Here is a 16677-nt window from a genome sequence, read left to right as displayed (position 1 = left end):
TCCATTTCGTATTCAGGCCTTGCGCGGCCGGGCCCGGCTGACGACCCAGATGCCGGCCATGATAAACAGCATGCTCGCCAGGTCCATCGGGGTCGGTCGTTCATGCAGGATCAACCAAGCCAGCAGGACGGCGACCACCGGCACGCCCAGGGCCGACAGGCCGGCGATCGAGGCCGGCACGCGCCTGACCACCAGCAGCCACATGACCCAGGCCAAGGCGGTGGCCACCAGGATGATATAGGTCATCCCCGTCCACAATTGCCAGCCCCAGACGGCATCGATCTGCGGCACCAGCAGCGCCACCGGTGTCATCGCCAGCGCGCCGACCAGCATCTGCCATGCGGTGAAGGTCAGGATATCGGGCGCGTGCCTGTCGAACATGAGCTTGGACAGCACCGTGCCCAGGGCCCAGCACAGGCCGCTGCCCACGCCCAGGGCCATGGGCAGGAAGTCGTCGCCCAGGCCGTCCCAGGGCCGGGCGAAACACAACAGGCCGCAGGCCGCCAGCGCGATGCCGGCCCAATGCATGCGGCTTGGCCGCTCCTTGAGGATCAGCCAGGCCAGCAGGATCACCCAGAAAGGCATGGTGTAGGCCATGAGCGACACCTTGCCTACGCCGCCAGTGACCAGCGCCGTCTGCACAAAGCCCTGGAAGCCGGCCGTCTGCGTCAAGCCCACCAGCACCGTCAGGCGCCAGGGCGGCATGGCCAGCGGCCGGCCGCTAAGCACCACGCCGGCAAACAGGACGAACGCGCCGCACAGATAGCGCACCACCACGAAATCATAGGGACCGATATAGGGAACAATCAGCTTCATCGCAATCCAGGCGCCCGACCAGACCAGGATGGTGGCCAGCATCAGGCCCAGACCCGAGCGGTCGAAACTACTGCGATTCACTGCAAACTCCCGAAAAGACAAGAACATCGGCCGAAAAAAAGGCCTGCGCACCCGCGCAGGCCCTCATTATGCTCTCTTGGTCTTGTCGGCCGGCTTACAGAGGCTTGGACAACTGCTCCAGGATGGCCGGGTTTTCAAGCGTGGAGACATCCTGGGTCACTTCTTCGCCCTTGGCGACCACACGCAGCAGGCGGCGCATGATCTTGCCGGAACGGGTCTTGGGCAGGTTGTCGCCGAAACGGATGTCCTTGGGTTTGGCGATGGGCCCGATCTCCTTGGCCACCCAGTCGCGCAGTTGCCTCGCGATGGCCTGGGCCTCCTCGCCTTCCGGGCGCACGCGCTTGAGGACCACGAAGGCCACCACGGCTTCGCCCGTGGTGTCGTCGGGGCGTCCCACCACGGCGGCTTCGGCCACCAGTTCATGCGCGACCAGCGCCGACTCGACCTCCATGGTGCCCAGGCGGTGGCCCGAGACGTTGAGCACGTCGTCGATGCGGCCCATGATCCAGAAATAACCGTCGGCGTCGCGCTGCGCCCCGTCGCCCGCCAGGTAATAGCCGCGCAGTTCGGGCGGGAAATAGCTCTTCTTGAAGCGCTCCGGATCGCCCCAGATGGTGCGGATCATGGCGGGCCAGGGCCGCTTGATGACCAGGAACCCCCCATTGCCCTGCTCGACGTCGGCGCCGGTCTCATCGACGATGGCCGCGGCGATGCCCGGCAAGGGCAAGGTGCAGGATCCGGGCTTGAGCGGCGTGGCGCCGGGCAGCGGTGTGATCATGTGGCCGCCGGTTTCGGTCTGCCACCACGTATCCACGATGGGGCAACGCTCCTGGCCCACATTCTTGTGATACCAGATCCAGGCCTCGGGATTGATGGGCTCGCCCACCGAGCCGATGATGCGCAGGCTGTTGAGATCGAAATTGCGCGGGTGGGTCTGCGGCGCGGCTTCCGACGCCTTGATCAGCGAACGGATGGCCGTGGGCGCCGTATAGAACACGCTGACCTTGTGGCGCGCGATCATGTCCCAGAAGCGGCCGGCATTGGGGAAAGTCGGCACGCCCTCGAAGACGATCTGCGTCAGGCCTGCGGCCAGCGGACCATAGGTGATATAGGTATGGCCGGTGACCCAGCCCACGTCGGCCGTGCACCAATAGACATCGTCGGCGCGGGCGTCGAAGGTCCACTTGACCGTCAACAGCGCCCACAGCAGGTAACCGGCCGACGAATGCTGCACGCCCTTGGGCTTGCCCGTCGAGCCGGAGGTGTACAGGATGAACAGCGGATGCTCGGCATTGACCGGCACCGGCTCGCAGGTGTCGGGCTGGCCGGCCTGCACCTCGTGCATCCAGAGGTCGCGGCCTTCGGTCCAGGCGACCTTGCCGCCGGTGCGACGATAGACGATGACCTTGGAGACGGCATCGCAGCCGCCCATGGCGAACGCCTCCTCGACCGCCGGCTTGAGCGGAATGACCTTGCCGCCGCGCACCTGCTCGTCGGCCGTGATGACCAGCGAGGCGCCGACGTCGACGATGCGCTCCTGCAGGCTCTTGGCCGAGAAGCCGCCAAAGACCACCGAGTGCGTCACGCCCAGGCGGGCGCAGGCCTGCATGGCCACCACCGCCTCGATGGACATCGGCATATAGATGATGGCGCGGTCGCCCTTTTTATAGCCCAGCGACTTCAGCCCATTGGCGAAGCGGCACACGCGGGCCAGCAGTTCGCGATAGCTGACCTTCTCGACCTTGCCATCGTCGGTCTCGAAGATGATGGCGGTCTTCTCGGCATTGCCGTTGGTCAGGTGCACGTCCAGGCAATTGGCCGAGACATTGAGCTCGCCGTCGCCGAACCAGCGATAGAACGGCGCCTGGCTTTCGTCCAGCACCTCGGTGAAGGGCTTGGTCCACTGCAGGTTTTCGCGCGCATGGCGCGCCCAGAAACCGTCGGGATCGCGCTCGGCCTCTTCGGCCAGCGCGCGGTAAGCGTCCATGCCCGAAATTGCCGCGCCCGTGACGGCGCGCTCGGGCGGGGGAAACACGCGGGTTTCCACCAAGACGGATTGGATGGCATTCGACATGGTTTTGTCTCCGATTCGTGATTTTGGTGCTGCCGTTCTGTCGACACGCAACCGTATCGCCATGCTCTTACGAGCACCTTACGCAGGCGGACTGTCCCGGCTCGCGCGGCGCCTTGCATGGTGGCCAGTTCATAAGAATAGCAGCCCGGCTCAGCCGGCCTCCCGGCGGGCGATGCCACGGGCCAGGTCCACGCGGGCCAGCAACAACAGGCCGCCCACGAAGAACAGCCCCGTCACCAGAATCGCCAGGCGGTGATTGCCGGCGGTGAGCCAGGTCACCAGGCCATAGGTCAGCGGCCCCACGACCGCCGCCAACTGGACGGCGAAGGTCCAGAGCGCGAAAAACTCCGCCAGGCGGCCTGCCGGCGCCAGCGCGCCCGTCATGGCGCGCCCGGCGCTCTGGCTGGTGCCCATGCACAGGCCGGCCAGCGTGGCGGCGACCCAGAAGACCGGCACGGTGGTGGCGGAATAAGCCACCAACACCATGACGATCCAGCCCAGCAGCGTCAGGCCCAGGGCGCGCTTGTGCCCGATACGGTCCTGGACATAGCCGAAGCTGAAGGCGCCCGCCGCCGCGGCGATATTGACGGTGAACACCAGCAGCATGATCTGCGGCATGGTGAATCCCATCACCTGCTCGGCATAGATGGCCGCCAGCGTGATCACCACCGCGATGCCGGCCTGATAGCAGGCGCCGCAGATCAACAGGCGGCGGAACTCCGGGAAGTGCTCGCCGGTCTCACGCCAGGCGCGCGCCAGGCGGCGCAGCATATCGGGCGCGGCCAGGTTCATGGCATGCGGCCGGGCGCGTTCGCGCAGCAGCAGGAATGACGGCAAGGCCGCCAGGCTGAACACCACGCAGGTCACGACGATGACCCAGGGCACATATTGCTCGGCGCCCTGGCCGGCGGCCTCGCCGCGGCTCACCACGGCCAGGCACAGGCCCAGCGTCAGCATGCCGCCGCAATAGCCGAAGCTCCAGCCCCAGCCCGAGACGCGGCCCAGCGCCTTGGGGCGCGCCAGTTCCGGCAGAAACGCCGCCACGACGGACTCGCCTATGCAATAGCAGTAATTGGAGACGGCGATGGCCGCCAGGGCCAGCCACACATCGCCCGGACCCGTGCGCGCCAGCAGCAGCGTGGCCAGCACACAGCCCACGGTGCTGGCATAGAGCAGGCGGCGCTTGCCCGCGCGCGCATCGGCACGCGCGCCCAGCGTGGGCATGGTGAGCATGATGGCCAGATAGGACAGCGAGAGCGCCGCCGTCCAGGCCAGCGTCGCCCAATGGGCGCGCTGGCCCACCACGGCGACGAAATAGGTGCTGAACACCGTGGTCAGGATGACCGTGGTGTAGCCGGAATTGGCGAAGTCATACATGGCCCAGGCCCAGACTTCGCGCCGGCGCACGCCGGGGTTGAGCAGGCGCCGGTCTTCACCGGCGCTGTCTTGCGCCGGCAGGTTCACAGGCCCAGCGCCGCAATGCCCGCACGGGCAATTTCCGCATCCTCGCTGGACTTCACGCCCGACACGCCCACGGCGCCCACCACCTGGCCGTCGGCCACGACGGGCACACCGCCTTCAAGCATGCCTTCGAGTTCGGGCGCCGACAGGAAAGAATAGCGGCCGTTGTTGATGATCTCTTCATAGAGGCGCGATTCACGGCGGCCCAGCGCGGCGGTGCGGGCCTTGGCCGGCGCGATGTGGGAGGAAATGGGCGCCGCGCCGTCGCCGCGCAGCAGGCCCAGCAGATGGCCGCCGTCATCCACGACGGCGATCGACACGGCCCACTGATGGGCCAGCGCATGCGCCTCGGCCGCGGCGAGGATCTTCTTGACGTCTTCCGCGGCCAGCACCGGTTTGGATTTCATTACAGCGATTCCTTGATCTGTTCGAGTGAGGTGGGATCTTCAATGGTGGTGAGATCACCGGGATCGCGGCCTTCGCAAACCGCCACGATGGCCCGGCGCAGCACCTTGCCGGAGCGCGTTTTGGGCAGCGCGCCGACAAAGCGGATGCGGGCAGGCCGCGCGATCGCGCCCAACTGATCCTCCACCACGCGCATGATATCCCCTTCCAGGCTCCGGGCCGCGCCTTCGGCCTCCAGCGTCTCCGGTCTCTTGAGCACCACGAAGGCGAGCGCGACCTGCCCCTTCAGGCTGTCGGCCACGCCCACGACGGCGCACTCGGCCACATCGGCATGGCTGTTGACCGACTCCTCGATCTCGCGCGTGCCCAGGCGGTGGCCCGCCACATTGATGACATCGTCGGTGCGCCCGAGGATGAACCAATAGCCGTCCTGATCGCGCAGGCCCCAATCGAAAGTCGAATAAAGCTGGCGGCCCGGGATGGACGAGAAATAGGTCTGCACAAAACGCTCGTCATCGCCCCATACGGTGGACAGCGCCCCCGGCGGCAGCGGCGGCACGATGGCCACCACCCCCTTCTGGTTGGGCCCCAGGTCCTGGCCGTCGGCTTCGCTCACCACGCGCACATCGAAACCATAGACCGGAAACGACGGGCTGCCGAAACGGGTCGGCACCCGCTCCACCCCTGGCTGGGCCGACAGGATGGGCCAGCCGGATTCGGTTTGCCAGTAGTTGTCGATGATGGGCTTGCCCAGCCCCTCTGAGATCCATTGCGCCGTGGGTTCGTCCAGGGGTTCGCCGGCCAGATAGAGCGCGCGCAGCGACGACAGGTCATGGCGCTTCAGGAGCGCGGGATCCTGGCGCTTGAGCACCCGCACCGCCGTGGGCGCCGAAAACAGGGTATTGACCCGGAAGCGCTCGACCAGGCTCCAGAGGATGGCGCCGTCCGGACGCACCGGCGTGCCCTCGTAGAGGATGGAGGCCTGTCCGCCGATCAGCGGCCCATAGACAATGTATGAATGGCCCACCACCCAGCCGATATCGCTGGTGCAGAAATACGTGTCGCCCGGCCGGCCATCGAACAGATACTCCATCGATGAGGCCAGGGCCACGGCATAGCCGCCGGTGTCGCGCTGCACGCCCTTGGGGCGACCGGTCGTGCCCGAGGTATAGAGGATGTAGCTCGGCTCGGAGGATTCCAGCCAGGCCACGGGCACTTGCGCGCCCTCGTGTCGGGCCCGCAACTCGGCATAATCCAGGTCGCGCCCGGGCTGGCGTTCACAGGCCGCCAGCCCCCGGTCCAGCATGATCACCGCTCCGGGCGGGTGCTGGGCCAGCGACAAAGCCTTGTCCAGCAAGGGCTTATAGGCCACCACCTTGCCGGCGCGCGAGCCGCCGTCGGTGCAGACCACCACCTTGGGCTGGGCGTCGTCGATGCGCTGGGCCAGGTTGACCGAGGCAAAACCGCCGAACACCACCGAATGGATGGCGCCCAGCCGCGCGCAGGCCAGCATGGTGAACACCGCCTCCGGCACCATGGGCATGTAGAGCAGCACGCGGTCGCCGCGCTCCACCCCCTGCTCGCGCAGCATGGCAGCCACCGCGTTGACCTCCTCGTAAAGGGCACGGCGGGTGTAGACGCGCTCCTGGTCCACCTCGGTGGACACCCAGATCAGGGCCGGCGCATCGGCCTGTTGGGGCAGCCAGCGGTCCACGGCGTTGTAGCAGAGGTTGGTGCGGCCGCCGACAAACCACTTGGCAAATGGGGGACGGGTGAAATCCAATACCTCCTCGAACGGCGTCTCCCAGTGAATGCGCTCGGCTTCTTTACGCCAGAAGGCATCCCGCTCATGGATGGACCGATAGTGGAAATCCCGGGTTTTTTCCATGCCTTGTCTCCTGTTATGGTTCGGTAGCGCTTCGGTAATTCGTCTTACCTTATTCTCGGTGGCCAACCTTGCACCAGGCTTGCCACCCAACCTGGGGATTCCCCCAGGCACTCCGGGCCGGAAACTGCGCTTTTCGTATGCGCTTACACCCGGATGTAATAATAGGTTTGGTAGAATCCCCCGATAAATTTTTTCTAACCATGATCCGCCCCCCAGTTTCTGGGCGCCGGACCGGTCTCGGTGAGCATGCATCGACACTCCTGCCTCGCGCTACCTGACACCTCCTCCCGCCTCTTTCGCCGGGGCCTGCGCCTGTGTGCGTCGGTCTTCTGCGTGGCGGTGATGGCGGGTTGCGCGACCAAGGGGACGCAAACCTCTGCCTACGACTCCGAAATCGACCCCTACGAAACCGAGTGGGTCGCCACCGCCGATGACCCCATCGGCCTGCTTGTCACCCACAAGCTCAAGCGCGAACGCCAGCGCCAGGCGCAGGCTCCCTTCGCCAGCGACAGCGCCCTGGTGGCCGAAGCCCTCAATCAGTTGGGCGTGCGCTACCGTTTCGGCGGCAATTCGCCCGATACCGGGTTTGATTGCAGCGGCCTGGTCGCCTATTCGGTCGAGCGTTCCCTGGGCCTGAAGCTGCCCCGCAATGCCGCCGACATCGCCCGCCAGGCCACGGTCATCGATCGCAAGGAATTGCGCCCCGGCGACCTGGTGTTCTTCAACACGCTGGGACGCCGCTATTCGCATGTAGGCATCTACATGGGCGAAAACCGCTTCGTGCACTCGCCCAGCGCGGGCGGCGTGGTCCGTGTCGAAGACATGACCATGGCCTATTGGTCCAAGCGCTACAACGGCGCCCGCCGCCTGGATGGCAGCCTGCTGGCTTCGGCCCGCGCTTCCAACGACTAGGCGACACACCGGCCCGAAGCCGGTGCCGGACCACCCCCAGGATAAAAAAAGCGCCCACAAGGGGCGCGGGCGGCTATGCAGCCGCTTCAAGCTCAAGACGTGCCGGGCAATCCCGGGCCGATGCCTGCCCGGGGCCGGGATGGCAAGAAGGCGATGGGGCAAACACTCAATGTCGCGTGGCTTTTTTGTCGCAGCCCTGGCTGCACAGACCGCATTGCTGCAGCGCCTGCTGCATGCTGCACACCGAGCGCCGACAAGCGACGACCTTGATGCCGCCACGCTGCGCGGCATTGCGGAAGGTCTTCATGACGTTATGCCCCAGGAAATCGGTCAGCAGGATGACCAGCTGCGTGCCCGAGGGCAGCTGCAAGGTCTTTTTTTGGTGCGAGGGATCGCGCCCGCTGATGTGGTGCGTGATTGAAATATTGTGCCCCTTCAAGAGGTCCGGGATATTGCCCAGCCGGTCCGCACCGACCACCACCGCACTCAAGCCTGCCACCATGATTCACCTCATCGGTTGTTGCGTGTGTGGTAATGATAATGATTCCCATTGTTTAGTCAAATCAAATGAGAGTGATTCTTATTTGATTATTTCAATGGGTTTGCCGGTGGGCATAGCTTCCCTGAGCATCGCCCTGCCTCTATCAAAAAAAAACCGCCCTGGGAGGGCGGCTCGGGCGGCGCTCAGCGCGGCAGGCCTTGCACGGCGTCGGTCACCACCTGGCGCGTCAGCGACGGCGCCAGCATCTCCAGGAAGGTGTAGACGTAGTCGCGCAGGAACACGCCCGACTTCACGCCGACACGGGTGGTGTGGGTGCCGAACAAATGCCCCACCGGCAGACCGACCAGATTGCCATCGCGCCTCGGGTCATAGGCCACGCCCGCGATGATGCCTATGCCCAGGCCCACGTCCACATAGGTCTTGATCACATCGGCGTCGATGGCTTCGAGCACGATGTCCGGATGGATGGCCTGGTTGGCGAAGACTTCGTCTATGGTGCTGCGGCCCGTAAAGGCGCGGTCGTAGGTCACGATAGGATATTCGGCCAACTGGGCCAGGCTCAGCCGCTTGGCCTCGGAGGACTTGAGCTCGGCCAACGGATGGTCCGGCCGCACCACCACCGTGTGCTCCCAGGCATAGACCGGCAGCGTCGCCAGTCCCGGCGTCAGCGCCAGGGATTCCGTGGCCAGGGCCAGGTCGGCCTGCTCGTGCAGCACCATCTCGGCCAATTGGGCGGGGCTGCCCTCGGCCAGCGACAGATGCACCTTGGGGAATTGCTTGCGGAACGCCGGGATAACACGGGGCAGCAGATAGCGCGCCTGCGTATGAGTGCAGGCGATGACCAGGCCGCCCTCGTCGCGGCGGGCGAACTCATCGCTGACCTTCTTCAGGTTATCGACTTCGCGCATGATGCGGTCGATCACCTGTGAGACGGCCAGGCCGGGCTTGGTCAGTCCCTTGATGCGCTTGCCATGGCGCTCGAAGATCTTGATGCCCAGCTCGTCCTCGAACTCGATGATGGCCTTGGACACGCCAGGCTGGGAGGTGTAGAGCATCCGCGCGGCTTCGGTGAGGTTGAAGTCCCGACGGATCGTTTCGCGCACAAATCGGAATTGCTGGAGGTTCATGGAGGCCCCTATTCGTGCAGCTGATTATAAGTAATATAAGAGCCATCCTATATTACTTATTTAAATAAGCTTGTGCGATTGCACAAATAGAAACCCCGGCCCTCTCTGGGCCGGGGTCCGGGGGCCGCGAGGGCCGCTCAGCGCATGGTGATGGTGGTGTTCACCGAGCGGCCATGGGCCGACCAGCGCGCCGTGACTGTCTTGGTCTGCGTCCAGAACTGCACCGCCTGCTTGCCATTGGGACCGAGGTCGCCGAGCTTGGAGCCGCGCGAGCCCGTGAAGCTGAACCAGGCCACCGGCACGGGGATGGGGATGTTGATGCCCACCTGGCCGACGTCGATGTTGTTCTGGAAGTAGCGCGCCGCGCCCCCGTCCTGGGTGAACAGCGCCACGCCGTTGCCATTCGGATTGCGGTTGACGAAGGCCACGGCCTGCTCCAGCGTTTCCACGCCCACCACGCAGAGCACCGGGCCAAAGATCTCGTCCTGGTAGATGGTCATGTCTTCGGTCACGCCATCGAAAATCGTCGGCCCGACAAAATTACCGTCGCCATAGCCCTCGACCTTGATGCCGCGGCCGTCGAGCAGCAGCTTGGCGCCCTCTTCCACGCCCTTCTGGATCAGGCCCTCGACGCGCTTGCGCGCATTGACCGACACCAGCGGCCCCAGGTCGGCCTGGCGGTCGGTGCCGGCGTTGACCTTGAGCTTTTTGGCGCGCTCGACGAAATCGGGCAGCCAGTTGCGCGCCTCGCCCACCAGCACCGCCACCGAGGTGGCCATGCAGCGCTGGCCGGCCGCGCCAAAAGCCGCGCCCACCAGTTGGTTGAGCGCCACCTCAGGATCCGCATCCGGCAGGATGACGCAGTGGTTCTTCGCCCCCATCATGGACTGGCAGCGCTTGCCCGCCTTGGATGCGCGGTCATAGATCTCGGTGCCCACCCGGGTCGATCCGATGAAGGACACGGCCTTGATGTCAGGATGCTCGCACAAGCCGTTGGCGATGTCCGGACCGCCGTGCACCACATTCAGCACGCCCGGCGGCAGGCCCGCCTCCAGCGCCAGCTGCGCCAGGTAGAGCGAGGCGGAGGGATCCTGCTCGGAAGGCTTGAGCACAAAGGTATTGCCGCAGGACACGGCAATCGGAAACATGAAGCAGGGCAGCATCACCGGGAAATTGAAAGCGGTGATGCCGGCGCAGACGCCCAGCGGCTGGATCAAGGTGTAGACGTCGATGCCGGAGGCCGCGTTCTCGGCGTACTCGCCCAGCTGCAGGCTGGCGATCGAGCAGGCGTGCTCCACCACCTCCAGCCCGCGCCCGACCTCGCCCTCGGCGTCGGGCAGCGTCTTGCCATGCTCGCGCGTGATCATCTCGGCCAGCTTGGCCGTATTATCGCGCAGCAGTTGCTGGAACTTGAGCATGACGCGCATGCGTTGGCCCTGTCCCGCATTGCGCCAGGTTTGAAACGCTTCCTTGGCGTTGGAGACCGCCAGGTCCAGCTCCTCGCGGGTGGCGAAAGGCACTTGGGCCACGACTTCCTGCGTGGCCGGATTGATGACATCACGCCATTGCGTGGTCTTGGACTGCACCAGTTTGCCGCCGATCAGTAGCGGCACGCGGGGGACTTCGCTCATTGCTTGCTCCTCAGACTGCTTGGATGGGAGGCCGGCCGGCCCCCTTGGGTATGAATCGGCGCTAGGGCTTGACCAGCGGGCAGGTGGAATCGGCCAAGGGCTGGAATGCCTCGGCCGCGGGAATCGTCGCCACCAGCTTGGAATAATCCCAGCCGCCCTTGGACTCCGAAGGCTTTTTCACTTCATACAGATACATATCGTGGATCACGCGCCCATCCGGACGGATGGAGGCATTGCGCATGATGGGATCCTTGATCGGCAATTCGCGCATTTTGTCGGCCACGACCTTGCCATCGGTGCTGCCGCTGGCGGCCACCGCGCGCAGGTAGTGCAGCACGCTGGAATACACGCCGGCCTGCGTCATGGTGGGCTTCAGGCCGCGGAAAGCCTTCTCGAAGCGCGCCGACCATTGCCGCGTGGCATCGTCGTAATCCCAGTAAAAGCCGTCGACATAGGAGAGGCCCTGGGCGTTGTCCAGGCCCAGCGCCCGCAGGTCCGACAGGAAGATCAGCAGCGAGACCAGGCGCTGCCCTCCGTCGACGATGCCGAACTCGCGCGCCTGCTTGACCGCGTTGACCGTGTCCTGCCCGCCATTGGCCAGCGCCACCACCTGGGCCTTGGAACTCTGCGCCTGCAAGAGATAAGACGCGAAATCCGGCGCGTTCAAGGGATGGCGCACGCTGCCGGCGACCGTGCCGCCGAGCGCCTTGACCGCCTTGGCCGTATCCGCCTCCAGCGAATGGCCGAAGGCGTAGTCCACCGTCACGAAAAACCATGACTTGCCGCCCGCCTTGACCGTCGCCTTGGCGCCGCCGGCGGATTGCGAATACGTGTCGAACATCCAGTGAAAGCCCAGCGGCGAGCATTCCTTGTTGGTCAGCGCCGTGGTGGCCGGGCCGGAGAACATCACCACCTTGTTCTTCTCGCGGGCAATGCCCTGCACCGCCAGGGCGACCGCGGAATTGGTCAAGTCGGCGATAGCCGTCACGCCGTCGCGATCGAACCACTCGCGCGCGCGCGCCGCCCCGACGTCGGCCTTGTTTTGGTTGTCCGCGGAAACCAGCTCGATCTTCATGCCCTTGCACTCGGCGGCCAGGCAATCGTCGATGGCCAGCTGGGCGGCGGCCACCGAACCGGCTCCCCCCATGCCCGCATACGTGCCCGACATGTCCGTCAACACGCCGATCTTGACCGGCGGCTTGTCGGCCGCCATGGCTTGCCCCACCAGCAAGGCGCCCAGGCACAGGCCTGCGGCGATACCGCGCGCATGCATCTTCATGAACTTGTCTCCTGTGGATTTTTTTCTTGGCCCGCCGCCGTGCGCGGCAGTGGCTCAAACTAGTGTAGATGTGTGAAAATCCACAAGCAACGCCATGAATGCACATGTATTGTGCATTCATGCACAACGAAAAAATCACCACAGGACAGGGGACGCCGCCATGCTCGACTGGGACAGCCTGCGCTACTTTCTGGAGGTGGCCCGCAGCCAGCGCGTAAGCGCGGCGGCCCGTACCCTGGGCGTCGAGCACACCACGGTGGCGCGCCGTATCCGGGCCCTGGAGGCCGAGCTGGGCAGCCTGCTGTTCGAGAAATCGCGCAGCGCCGGCTTCGTGCTGACCGAGGACGGCCAGCGCCTCTTCGTCTATGCCGAGCAGATGGAAAGCACGGTGCATACCGCCCGGGAAAGCCTCTCGGGCATCGGGCAGGCGTTGTCCGGGCATATCCGCATCGGCGCCACCGAAGGGTTCGGCAGCTATGTCGTCACCCCGCTGGCGGCCGATTTCCAGCGCCGCTACCCGCACATCACGCTGGATATCCTGCCGGTGCCGCGCTTTGTCAGCCTGTCCAAGCGCGAGGCCGACCTGGCCATCACCATCGAACGCCCCCAGCGCGGTCCCTATGTATGCAGCCGGCTGTGCGACTACACCCTCATGCTCTACGGCACCCCTCAATACCTGGCGCGCCACCCGCCCATCCGCTCGCGCGCCGACCTTGCCGGCCATAGTTTCATCGGCTATGTGGACGAGCTGCTGTTCAGCGAGCGGCTGCGCTACCTGGAGGATCTCCTGCCCAACAGCCGGGTCGTGCTGCGCAGCACCAGTGTGGTGGCGCAATACCATGCGGCCCTGCAAGGCCAGTCGCTGGCCATCCTGCCCTGCTTCATCGCCGCCCAGGATCCCAGGCTCTCACCGGTGCTGGGCGGCGAGGTCGCGATCACGCGCAGCTTCTGGATGTATTGCCACGAGGACCTCTACCGCCTCAAGCGCGTCAGCCTGCTGTGGGACTTCATGCGCGAGGCGGCCGAGCGCAACCGGGATCTGCTCGCCGGCCGCGCCGGCGAGCTGGTGACGGGCAAAGACTGAAACCGCGCCTAGGCCGCGGCCTTCGGCGGCTTGGGCGCCTTCACGCGCAGGCGCTTATAGAGCAGGAAGACCGTGAAAGCCAGCACGATGGCGTGGATGACCCACACCCCCACGCCGAAAGGCAGCTTGCCGCTGCTGATCCAGGCGCGCGACAAATTGATGAGATTCATATAGAGCAGACCGACCAGGCCGGCGATCAGCAAGTCGCCCGAACGCCCCAGGCGCGGATTGACCGCGCCCAGCGGAATGGCCAGCAACGCGAGGTTCAGGGCCGCCAGCGGCATGGACACACGCCACATGACCTGCGACCAGGCGCTGTCCGTGTTGTCCTGCATCAATTGCGCCGTCGAACGCGCCTTGCTCGAACGTTCAGCCGCCGCCCGCGCCTCGGCGATGGGATCATCGCCCGCCTTGCTCTCCAGGCGGATGCCGTACTCTTCGAAATTGGTCAGCCGCACTTCAGGCGTGCCGGGCTTGAGGTCATAGCGATGGCCGCCCGACAGCACCAGGAAGCGGTCGCCGTTGGGCAGGGTTTCTCCCCGCGCACTCTTGGCCGTGAGCACGCTGAACCATTCGGGATCGATGGCGCGTGCGAACACCGCGCCCAGCTCGTCGCGCGGATCGGCGGGATCTTCGGCGAAAAATACCCGGTCGCCACGGCCCGATTCCGCGAACTGGCCGGCCGCCACCTTGGACAGGTCGGAGCGCTGTTCAAAGCGCTCCCGGTATTCGCCGATCTGGCGATAGGCCCAAGGCGAGGCTACCAGCGTCAGTCCCGCCACCACGGCCGCCACCGGAATGGCCACGCGCAGCACGGGCCGCAGCCAGTCGGCCAGGGACAGGCCGCTGGCGAACCACACCACCATTTCGGATTCGCGATAGTTGCGCGTGACCGTGGTCAACACCGCGATGAAGAGGGAGACCGCGAGAATCGTGGGCAAGGCGGTGATGGTGGAAAACGCGGCCAGGCCGAGCACCACGTCGGCGCCGATGGAACCACCCGCGGCCTCGCCCAGCAGGCGCACCAGCAGGACACTCAGCCATACCACCACGAGAGTGGAAAACACCACGCCCGCGTGACTGGTAATCTCGCTGACGACAGACCGTTTAAATAGAGACATGTGAGAATATGCGGGATAATCGTCCGCAACGTTCGACGCACTCGGGAAATCTTCATGGAATTTAGCACACAGACCACTGCTTCCCTGCATCAGATCAAGACCTCGGCCCTGGCCGTGGGCGTGTACGCCGACGGCGTGCTCGGCCCCGCCGCCGACACGATCGATCGCGCGAGCAATGGCGCCATCCGCGCCGTCACCAAAGCCGAGTTCCGCGGCCGCGCCGGCGCCACCCTGGTGCTGCGCAATCTGGCCGGTGTGTCGGCCCAGCGCGTCGTGCTGGTCGGCCTGGGCAAGCAAGAGGAATACAACGCCCGCGCCCATGCCAGCGCCGAGCAGGCTTTCGCCGCCTATTGCGTGTCTGCGCAGCTGGCCGAGGGCGTATCCACCCTGGTCTCCTTGCCGGTCGAGAACGCCGGCGTGCGCGATCGTGCCCGCGCCGCGGCCATCGCCGCCGGCCAGGCCACCTATCATTACGACGCCACCTTCGGCAAGCCCGACCGTGACGCCCGCCCCAAGCTCAAGAAAATCACCCAGGTCGTCGAGCGCGCCGACACCGCGCAGACCCAGCTGGGCCTGCGCGAGGGCGCGGCTATCGCCAACGGCATGGAGCTGGCCCGCACGCTGGGCAATCTGCCGGGCAATGTCTGCACGCCTTCCTATCTGGGCGACACGGCCCGCAAGCTGGCCCGCGACTTCAAGAGCCTGATCAAGGTCGAGGTGCTGGACCGCAAGCAGGTCGAGGCCCTGGGCATGGGCTCCTTCCTGTCGGTGGCGCGCGGCTCCGAGGAGCCGCTGCGCTTCATCGTGCTGCGCTATAACGGCAAATCGGCCGCGGCCAAGAAGGCCAAGGCCGCCGCCGGTCCCGTGGTGCTGGTGGGCAAGGGCATTACCTTCGATGCCGGCGGCATCTCGCTCAAGCCCGCCGCCACGATGGACGAAATGAAGTACGACATGTGCGGCGCGGCCAGCGTACTGGGCACCTTCCGTGCCTTGGGCGAACTGGTCCCGGCCATGGAGGTCGTCGGCCTGGTCGCCGCCTGCGAAAACCTGCCCAGCGGCAAGGCCAACAAGCCGGGGGACGTGGTCACCAGCATGTCGGGGCAGACCATCGAAATCCTCAATACCGATGCCGAAGGCCGCCTGATCCTGTGCGACGCCCTCACCTATGCCGAGCGCTTCAAGCCCTCGGCCGTGATCGACATCGCCACGCTGACCGGCGCCTGCGTCGTCGCCCTGGGCAGCGTCAACACCGGCCTGTTTTCCAAGGACGATGCCCTGGCCGAGGCCTTGCTGGCCGCCGGCCGCCAGGCCCAGGACACCGCCTGGCGCATGCCGCTGGACGATGCCTACCAGGAGCAGCTGAAGTCCAACTTCGCCGACATCGCCAACATCGGCGGCCCCCAGGCGGGCGCCGTCACGGCCGCCTGCTTCCTGTCGCGCTTCACCAAGGCCTATCCCTGGGCCCACCTGGACATCGCCGGCACGGCCTGGCGCGGCGGCAAGGACAAGGGCGCCACCGGCCGCCCCGTGCCGCTGCTGATGCAATACCTGCTCAACCGCAACGCCTGAGGCAAGGCAGGCCCGCATGACCCGGATCGATTTCGCCTTTGGCGCCCCGGACCGCTTGCGGGCGGCCTGCCAGACCGCCCGCAAGCGCTATCTGGCAGGCCAGCGGCTCATCGTCTATTGCGCCGACGGCAATCGCCTGTCGGCTTTTGACCGCATGCTCTGGGCCTTTGACGACACCGCCTTCGTGCCCCACGTGCTGGCGCGCGACGCCCTGGCCGCCGACACGCCCATCGTGCTCACCGCCACCGATCCCCAGCAGGCCGCCGCGCTGGCGCCCGATGCCTGGCTGCTCAACCTGGACGACGCCTGCCCGCCCCATTACGATGGTTTTGCGCGGGTCCTGGAGATCGTCTCCGACGACCCGGCCGACAAGGCTGCCGCGCGCGCGCGCTGGCGCGACTATGTCGCCGCCGGGCATACGCCGCAAAGCCATGACCTGAGCCGCAGCGCCTGACGGTTTCTTCCGCATATCATGTCTGCCCCTTTTTCGGATCCCGGTATCCCCGTCCTCACCGAGCGTCACGACGAGCCTGGCCAGGCCGCCGTCGCCGACATCGCCTCGGACACCGTACTGCGCGCCTTGCTGCAGGCAGAACTCGAACAGGCCATCGAGCAGGCCGCCGCCCAGGCCGCGGCGGACATGCGCGCGCGCCTGGAAGCCGAGCTGCCGGGCATCGTCGACCGCGCCCTGCAGCGCCTGCGCCCGGGCTGAACCCTGCGGTTTCCC

Annotated in this window: 15 protein-coding genes; 5 read left to right on the top strand and 10 right to left on the bottom strand. The window is 65.9% G+C overall.

Annotated elements, in window-relative coordinates; all coding sequences use genetic code 11:
- Positions 1-12: 12 nt before the first annotated feature.
- The 5 genes from AXA74_RS09890 to AXA74_RS09870 all read right to left on the bottom strand — a co-directional run bounded on the left by AXA74_RS09890 (position 13) and on the right by AXA74_RS09870 (position 6977).
- Positions 13-897, bottom strand: coding sequence for a DMT family transporter (locus AXA74_RS09890; protein ID WP_032957217.1), 885 nt, complete (start codon positions 895-897; stop codon positions 13-15).
- Positions 898-991: 94 nt separating this feature from the next.
- Positions 992-2971 (bottom strand): acetate--CoA ligase, encoded by a 1980-nt coding sequence (gene acs / locus AXA74_RS09885; protein ID WP_029578680.1) that lies wholly within the window; start codon positions 2969-2971, stop codon positions 992-994.
- Positions 2972-3121: 150 nt separating this feature from the next.
- Positions 3122-4348: an MFS transporter gene (locus tag AXA74_RS09880; protein WP_032957228.1), complete on the bottom strand. Its 1227-nt coding sequence runs from the start codon at positions 4346-4348 to the stop codon at positions 3122-3124.
- An 83-nt stretch (positions 4349-4431) separates the two neighbouring features.
- A complete protein-coding gene (locus AXA74_RS09875; protein ID WP_029578682.1) occupies positions 4432-4839 on the bottom strand; it encodes a heme-binding protein in 408 nt (135 codons plus the stop codon).
- Positions 4839-6977 (bottom strand): propionate--CoA ligase, encoded by a 2139-nt coding sequence (locus AXA74_RS09870; RefSeq protein ID WP_267461123.1) that lies wholly within the window; start codon positions 6975-6977, stop codon positions 4839-4841. The genes AXA74_RS09875 and AXA74_RS09870 overlap by 1 nt, the downstream gene beginning before the upstream one ends.
- Between AXA74_RS09870 and AXA74_RS09865 the strand changes: the two genes are divergently transcribed.
- Positions 6972-7637, top strand: a complete 666-nt coding sequence (locus AXA74_RS09865) for a C40 family peptidase (protein ID WP_029578684.1) — start codon at positions 6972-6974, stop codon at positions 7635-7637. The genes AXA74_RS09870 and AXA74_RS09865 overlap by 6 nt on opposite strands.
- 166 nt (positions 7638-7803) lie before the next feature.
- Here AXA74_RS09865 and AXA74_RS09860 read toward each other — a convergent pair whose 3' ends face one another.
- From AXA74_RS09860 to AXA74_RS09845, 4 genes are all read right to left on the bottom strand, one after another.
- Entirely contained in the window at positions 7804-8139 is a 336-nt protein-coding gene (locus AXA74_RS09860; protein ID WP_029578685.1) for a DUF2325 domain-containing protein, read from the bottom strand.
- A gap of 182 nt (positions 8140-8321) precedes the next feature.
- Positions 8322-9266 (bottom strand): CysB family HTH-type transcriptional regulator, encoded by a 945-nt coding sequence (locus tag AXA74_RS09855; RefSeq protein ID WP_029578686.1) that lies wholly within the window; start codon positions 9264-9266, stop codon positions 8322-8324.
- Positions 9267-9403: 137 nt separating this feature from the next.
- Positions 9404-10897, bottom strand: a complete 1494-nt coding sequence (locus AXA74_RS09850; RefSeq protein WP_029578687.1) for a CoA-acylating methylmalonate-semialdehyde dehydrogenase — start codon at positions 10895-10897, stop codon at positions 9404-9406.
- 61 nt (positions 10898-10958) lie between these two features.
- On the bottom strand, positions 10959-12176 hold the full coding sequence (locus AXA74_RS09845; protein WP_029578688.1) for an ABC transporter substrate-binding protein: 1218 nt from the start codon (positions 12174-12176) through the stop codon (positions 10959-10961).
- A gap of 160 nt (positions 12177-12336) precedes the next feature.
- Between AXA74_RS09845 and AXA74_RS09840 the strand changes: the two genes are divergently transcribed.
- Positions 12337-13260: a LysR family transcriptional regulator gene (locus AXA74_RS09840; protein ID WP_029578689.1), complete on the top strand. Its 924-nt coding sequence runs from the start codon at positions 12337-12339 to the stop codon at positions 13258-13260.
- Positions 13261-13268: 8 nt separating this feature from the next.
- On the opposite strand, the gene lptF is transcribed toward AXA74_RS09840, so the two are convergent.
- Entirely contained in the window at positions 13269-14381 is a 1113-nt protein-coding gene (gene lptF / locus AXA74_RS09835) for an LPS export ABC transporter permease LptF (protein ID WP_029578690.1), read from the bottom strand.
- A gap of 54 nt (positions 14382-14435) precedes the next feature.
- Here lptF and AXA74_RS09830 point away from each other — a divergent pair, with 54 nt between their 5' ends.
- From AXA74_RS09830 to AXA74_RS09820, 3 genes are read left to right on the top strand one after another with little or no spacing between them, the layout of a single operon-like run.
- Positions 14436-15950, top strand: coding sequence for a leucyl aminopeptidase (locus AXA74_RS09830; RefSeq protein WP_032978296.1), 1515 nt, complete (start codon positions 14436-14438; stop codon positions 15948-15950).
- A gap of 16 nt (positions 15951-15966) precedes the next feature.
- Positions 15967-16404 (top strand): DNA polymerase III subunit chi, encoded by a 438-nt coding sequence (locus tag AXA74_RS09825; protein WP_029578692.1) that lies wholly within the window; start codon positions 15967-15969, stop codon positions 16402-16404.
- A gap of 18 nt (positions 16405-16422) precedes the next feature.
- Positions 16423-16662, top strand: a complete 240-nt coding sequence (locus AXA74_RS09820) for a hypothetical protein (RefSeq protein WP_029578693.1) — start codon at positions 16423-16425, stop codon at positions 16660-16662.
- Positions 16663-16677 lie beyond the last annotated feature (15 nt).

Source organism: Bordetella hinzii LMG 13501, assembly GCF_001548475.1.
GTDB lineage: Bacteria > Pseudomonadota > Gammaproteobacteria > Burkholderiales > Burkholderiaceae_B > Bordetella > Bordetella hinzii.
Note: the sequence above shows the minus strand (reverse complement) of the source record. Positions and strands in the feature narration are given on the sequence as shown.

Coding starts and splice junctions, on each gene's coding strand:
- acs (WP_029578680.1), bottom strand. CDS start 2,971: ATGTCGAATGCCATCCAATCCGTCTTGGTGGAAACCCGCGTGTTTCCC.
- AXA74_RS09880 (WP_032957228.1), bottom strand. CDS start 4,348: ATGTATGACTTCGCCAATTCCGGCTACACCACGGTCATCCTGACCACG.
- AXA74_RS09875 (WP_029578682.1), bottom strand. CDS start 4,839: ATGAAATCCAAACCGGTGCTGGCCGCGGAAGACGTCAAGAAGATCCTC.
- AXA74_RS09865 (WP_029578684.1), top strand. CDS start 6,972: ATGCATCGACACTCCTGCCTCGCGCTACCTGACACCTCCTCCCGCCTC.
- AXA74_RS09870 (WP_267461123.1), bottom strand. CDS start 6,977: ATGCATGCTCACCGAGACCGGTCCGGCGCCCAGAAACTGGGGGGCGGA.
- AXA74_RS09860 (WP_029578685.1), bottom strand. CDS start 8,139: ATGGTGGCAGGCTTGAGTGCGGTGGTGGTCGGTGCGGACCGGCTGGGC.
- AXA74_RS09855 (WP_029578686.1), bottom strand. CDS start 9,266: ATGAACCTCCAGCAATTCCGATTTGTGCGCGAAACGATCCGTCGGGAC.
- AXA74_RS09850 (WP_029578687.1), bottom strand. CDS start 10,897: ATGAGCGAAGTCCCCCGCGTGCCGCTACTGATCGGCGGCAAACTGGTG.
- AXA74_RS09845 (WP_029578688.1), bottom strand. CDS start 12,176: ATGAAGATGCATGCGCGCGGTATCGCCGCAGGCCTGTGCCTGGGCGCC.
- AXA74_RS09840 (WP_029578689.1), top strand. CDS start 12,337: ATGCTCGACTGGGACAGCCTGCGCTACTTTCTGGAGGTGGCCCGCAGC.
- lptF (WP_029578690.1), bottom strand. CDS start 14,381: ATGTCTCTATTTAAACGGTCTGTCGTCAGCGAGATTACCAGTCACGCG.
- AXA74_RS09830 (WP_032978296.1), top strand. CDS start 14,436: ATGGAATTTAGCACACAGACCACTGCTTCCCTGCATCAGATCAAGACC.
- AXA74_RS09825 (WP_029578692.1), top strand. CDS start 15,967: ATGACCCGGATCGATTTCGCCTTTGGCGCCCCGGACCGCTTGCGGGCG.
- AXA74_RS09820 (WP_029578693.1), top strand. CDS start 16,423: ATGTCTGCCCCTTTTTCGGATCCCGGTATCCCCGTCCTCACCGAGCGT.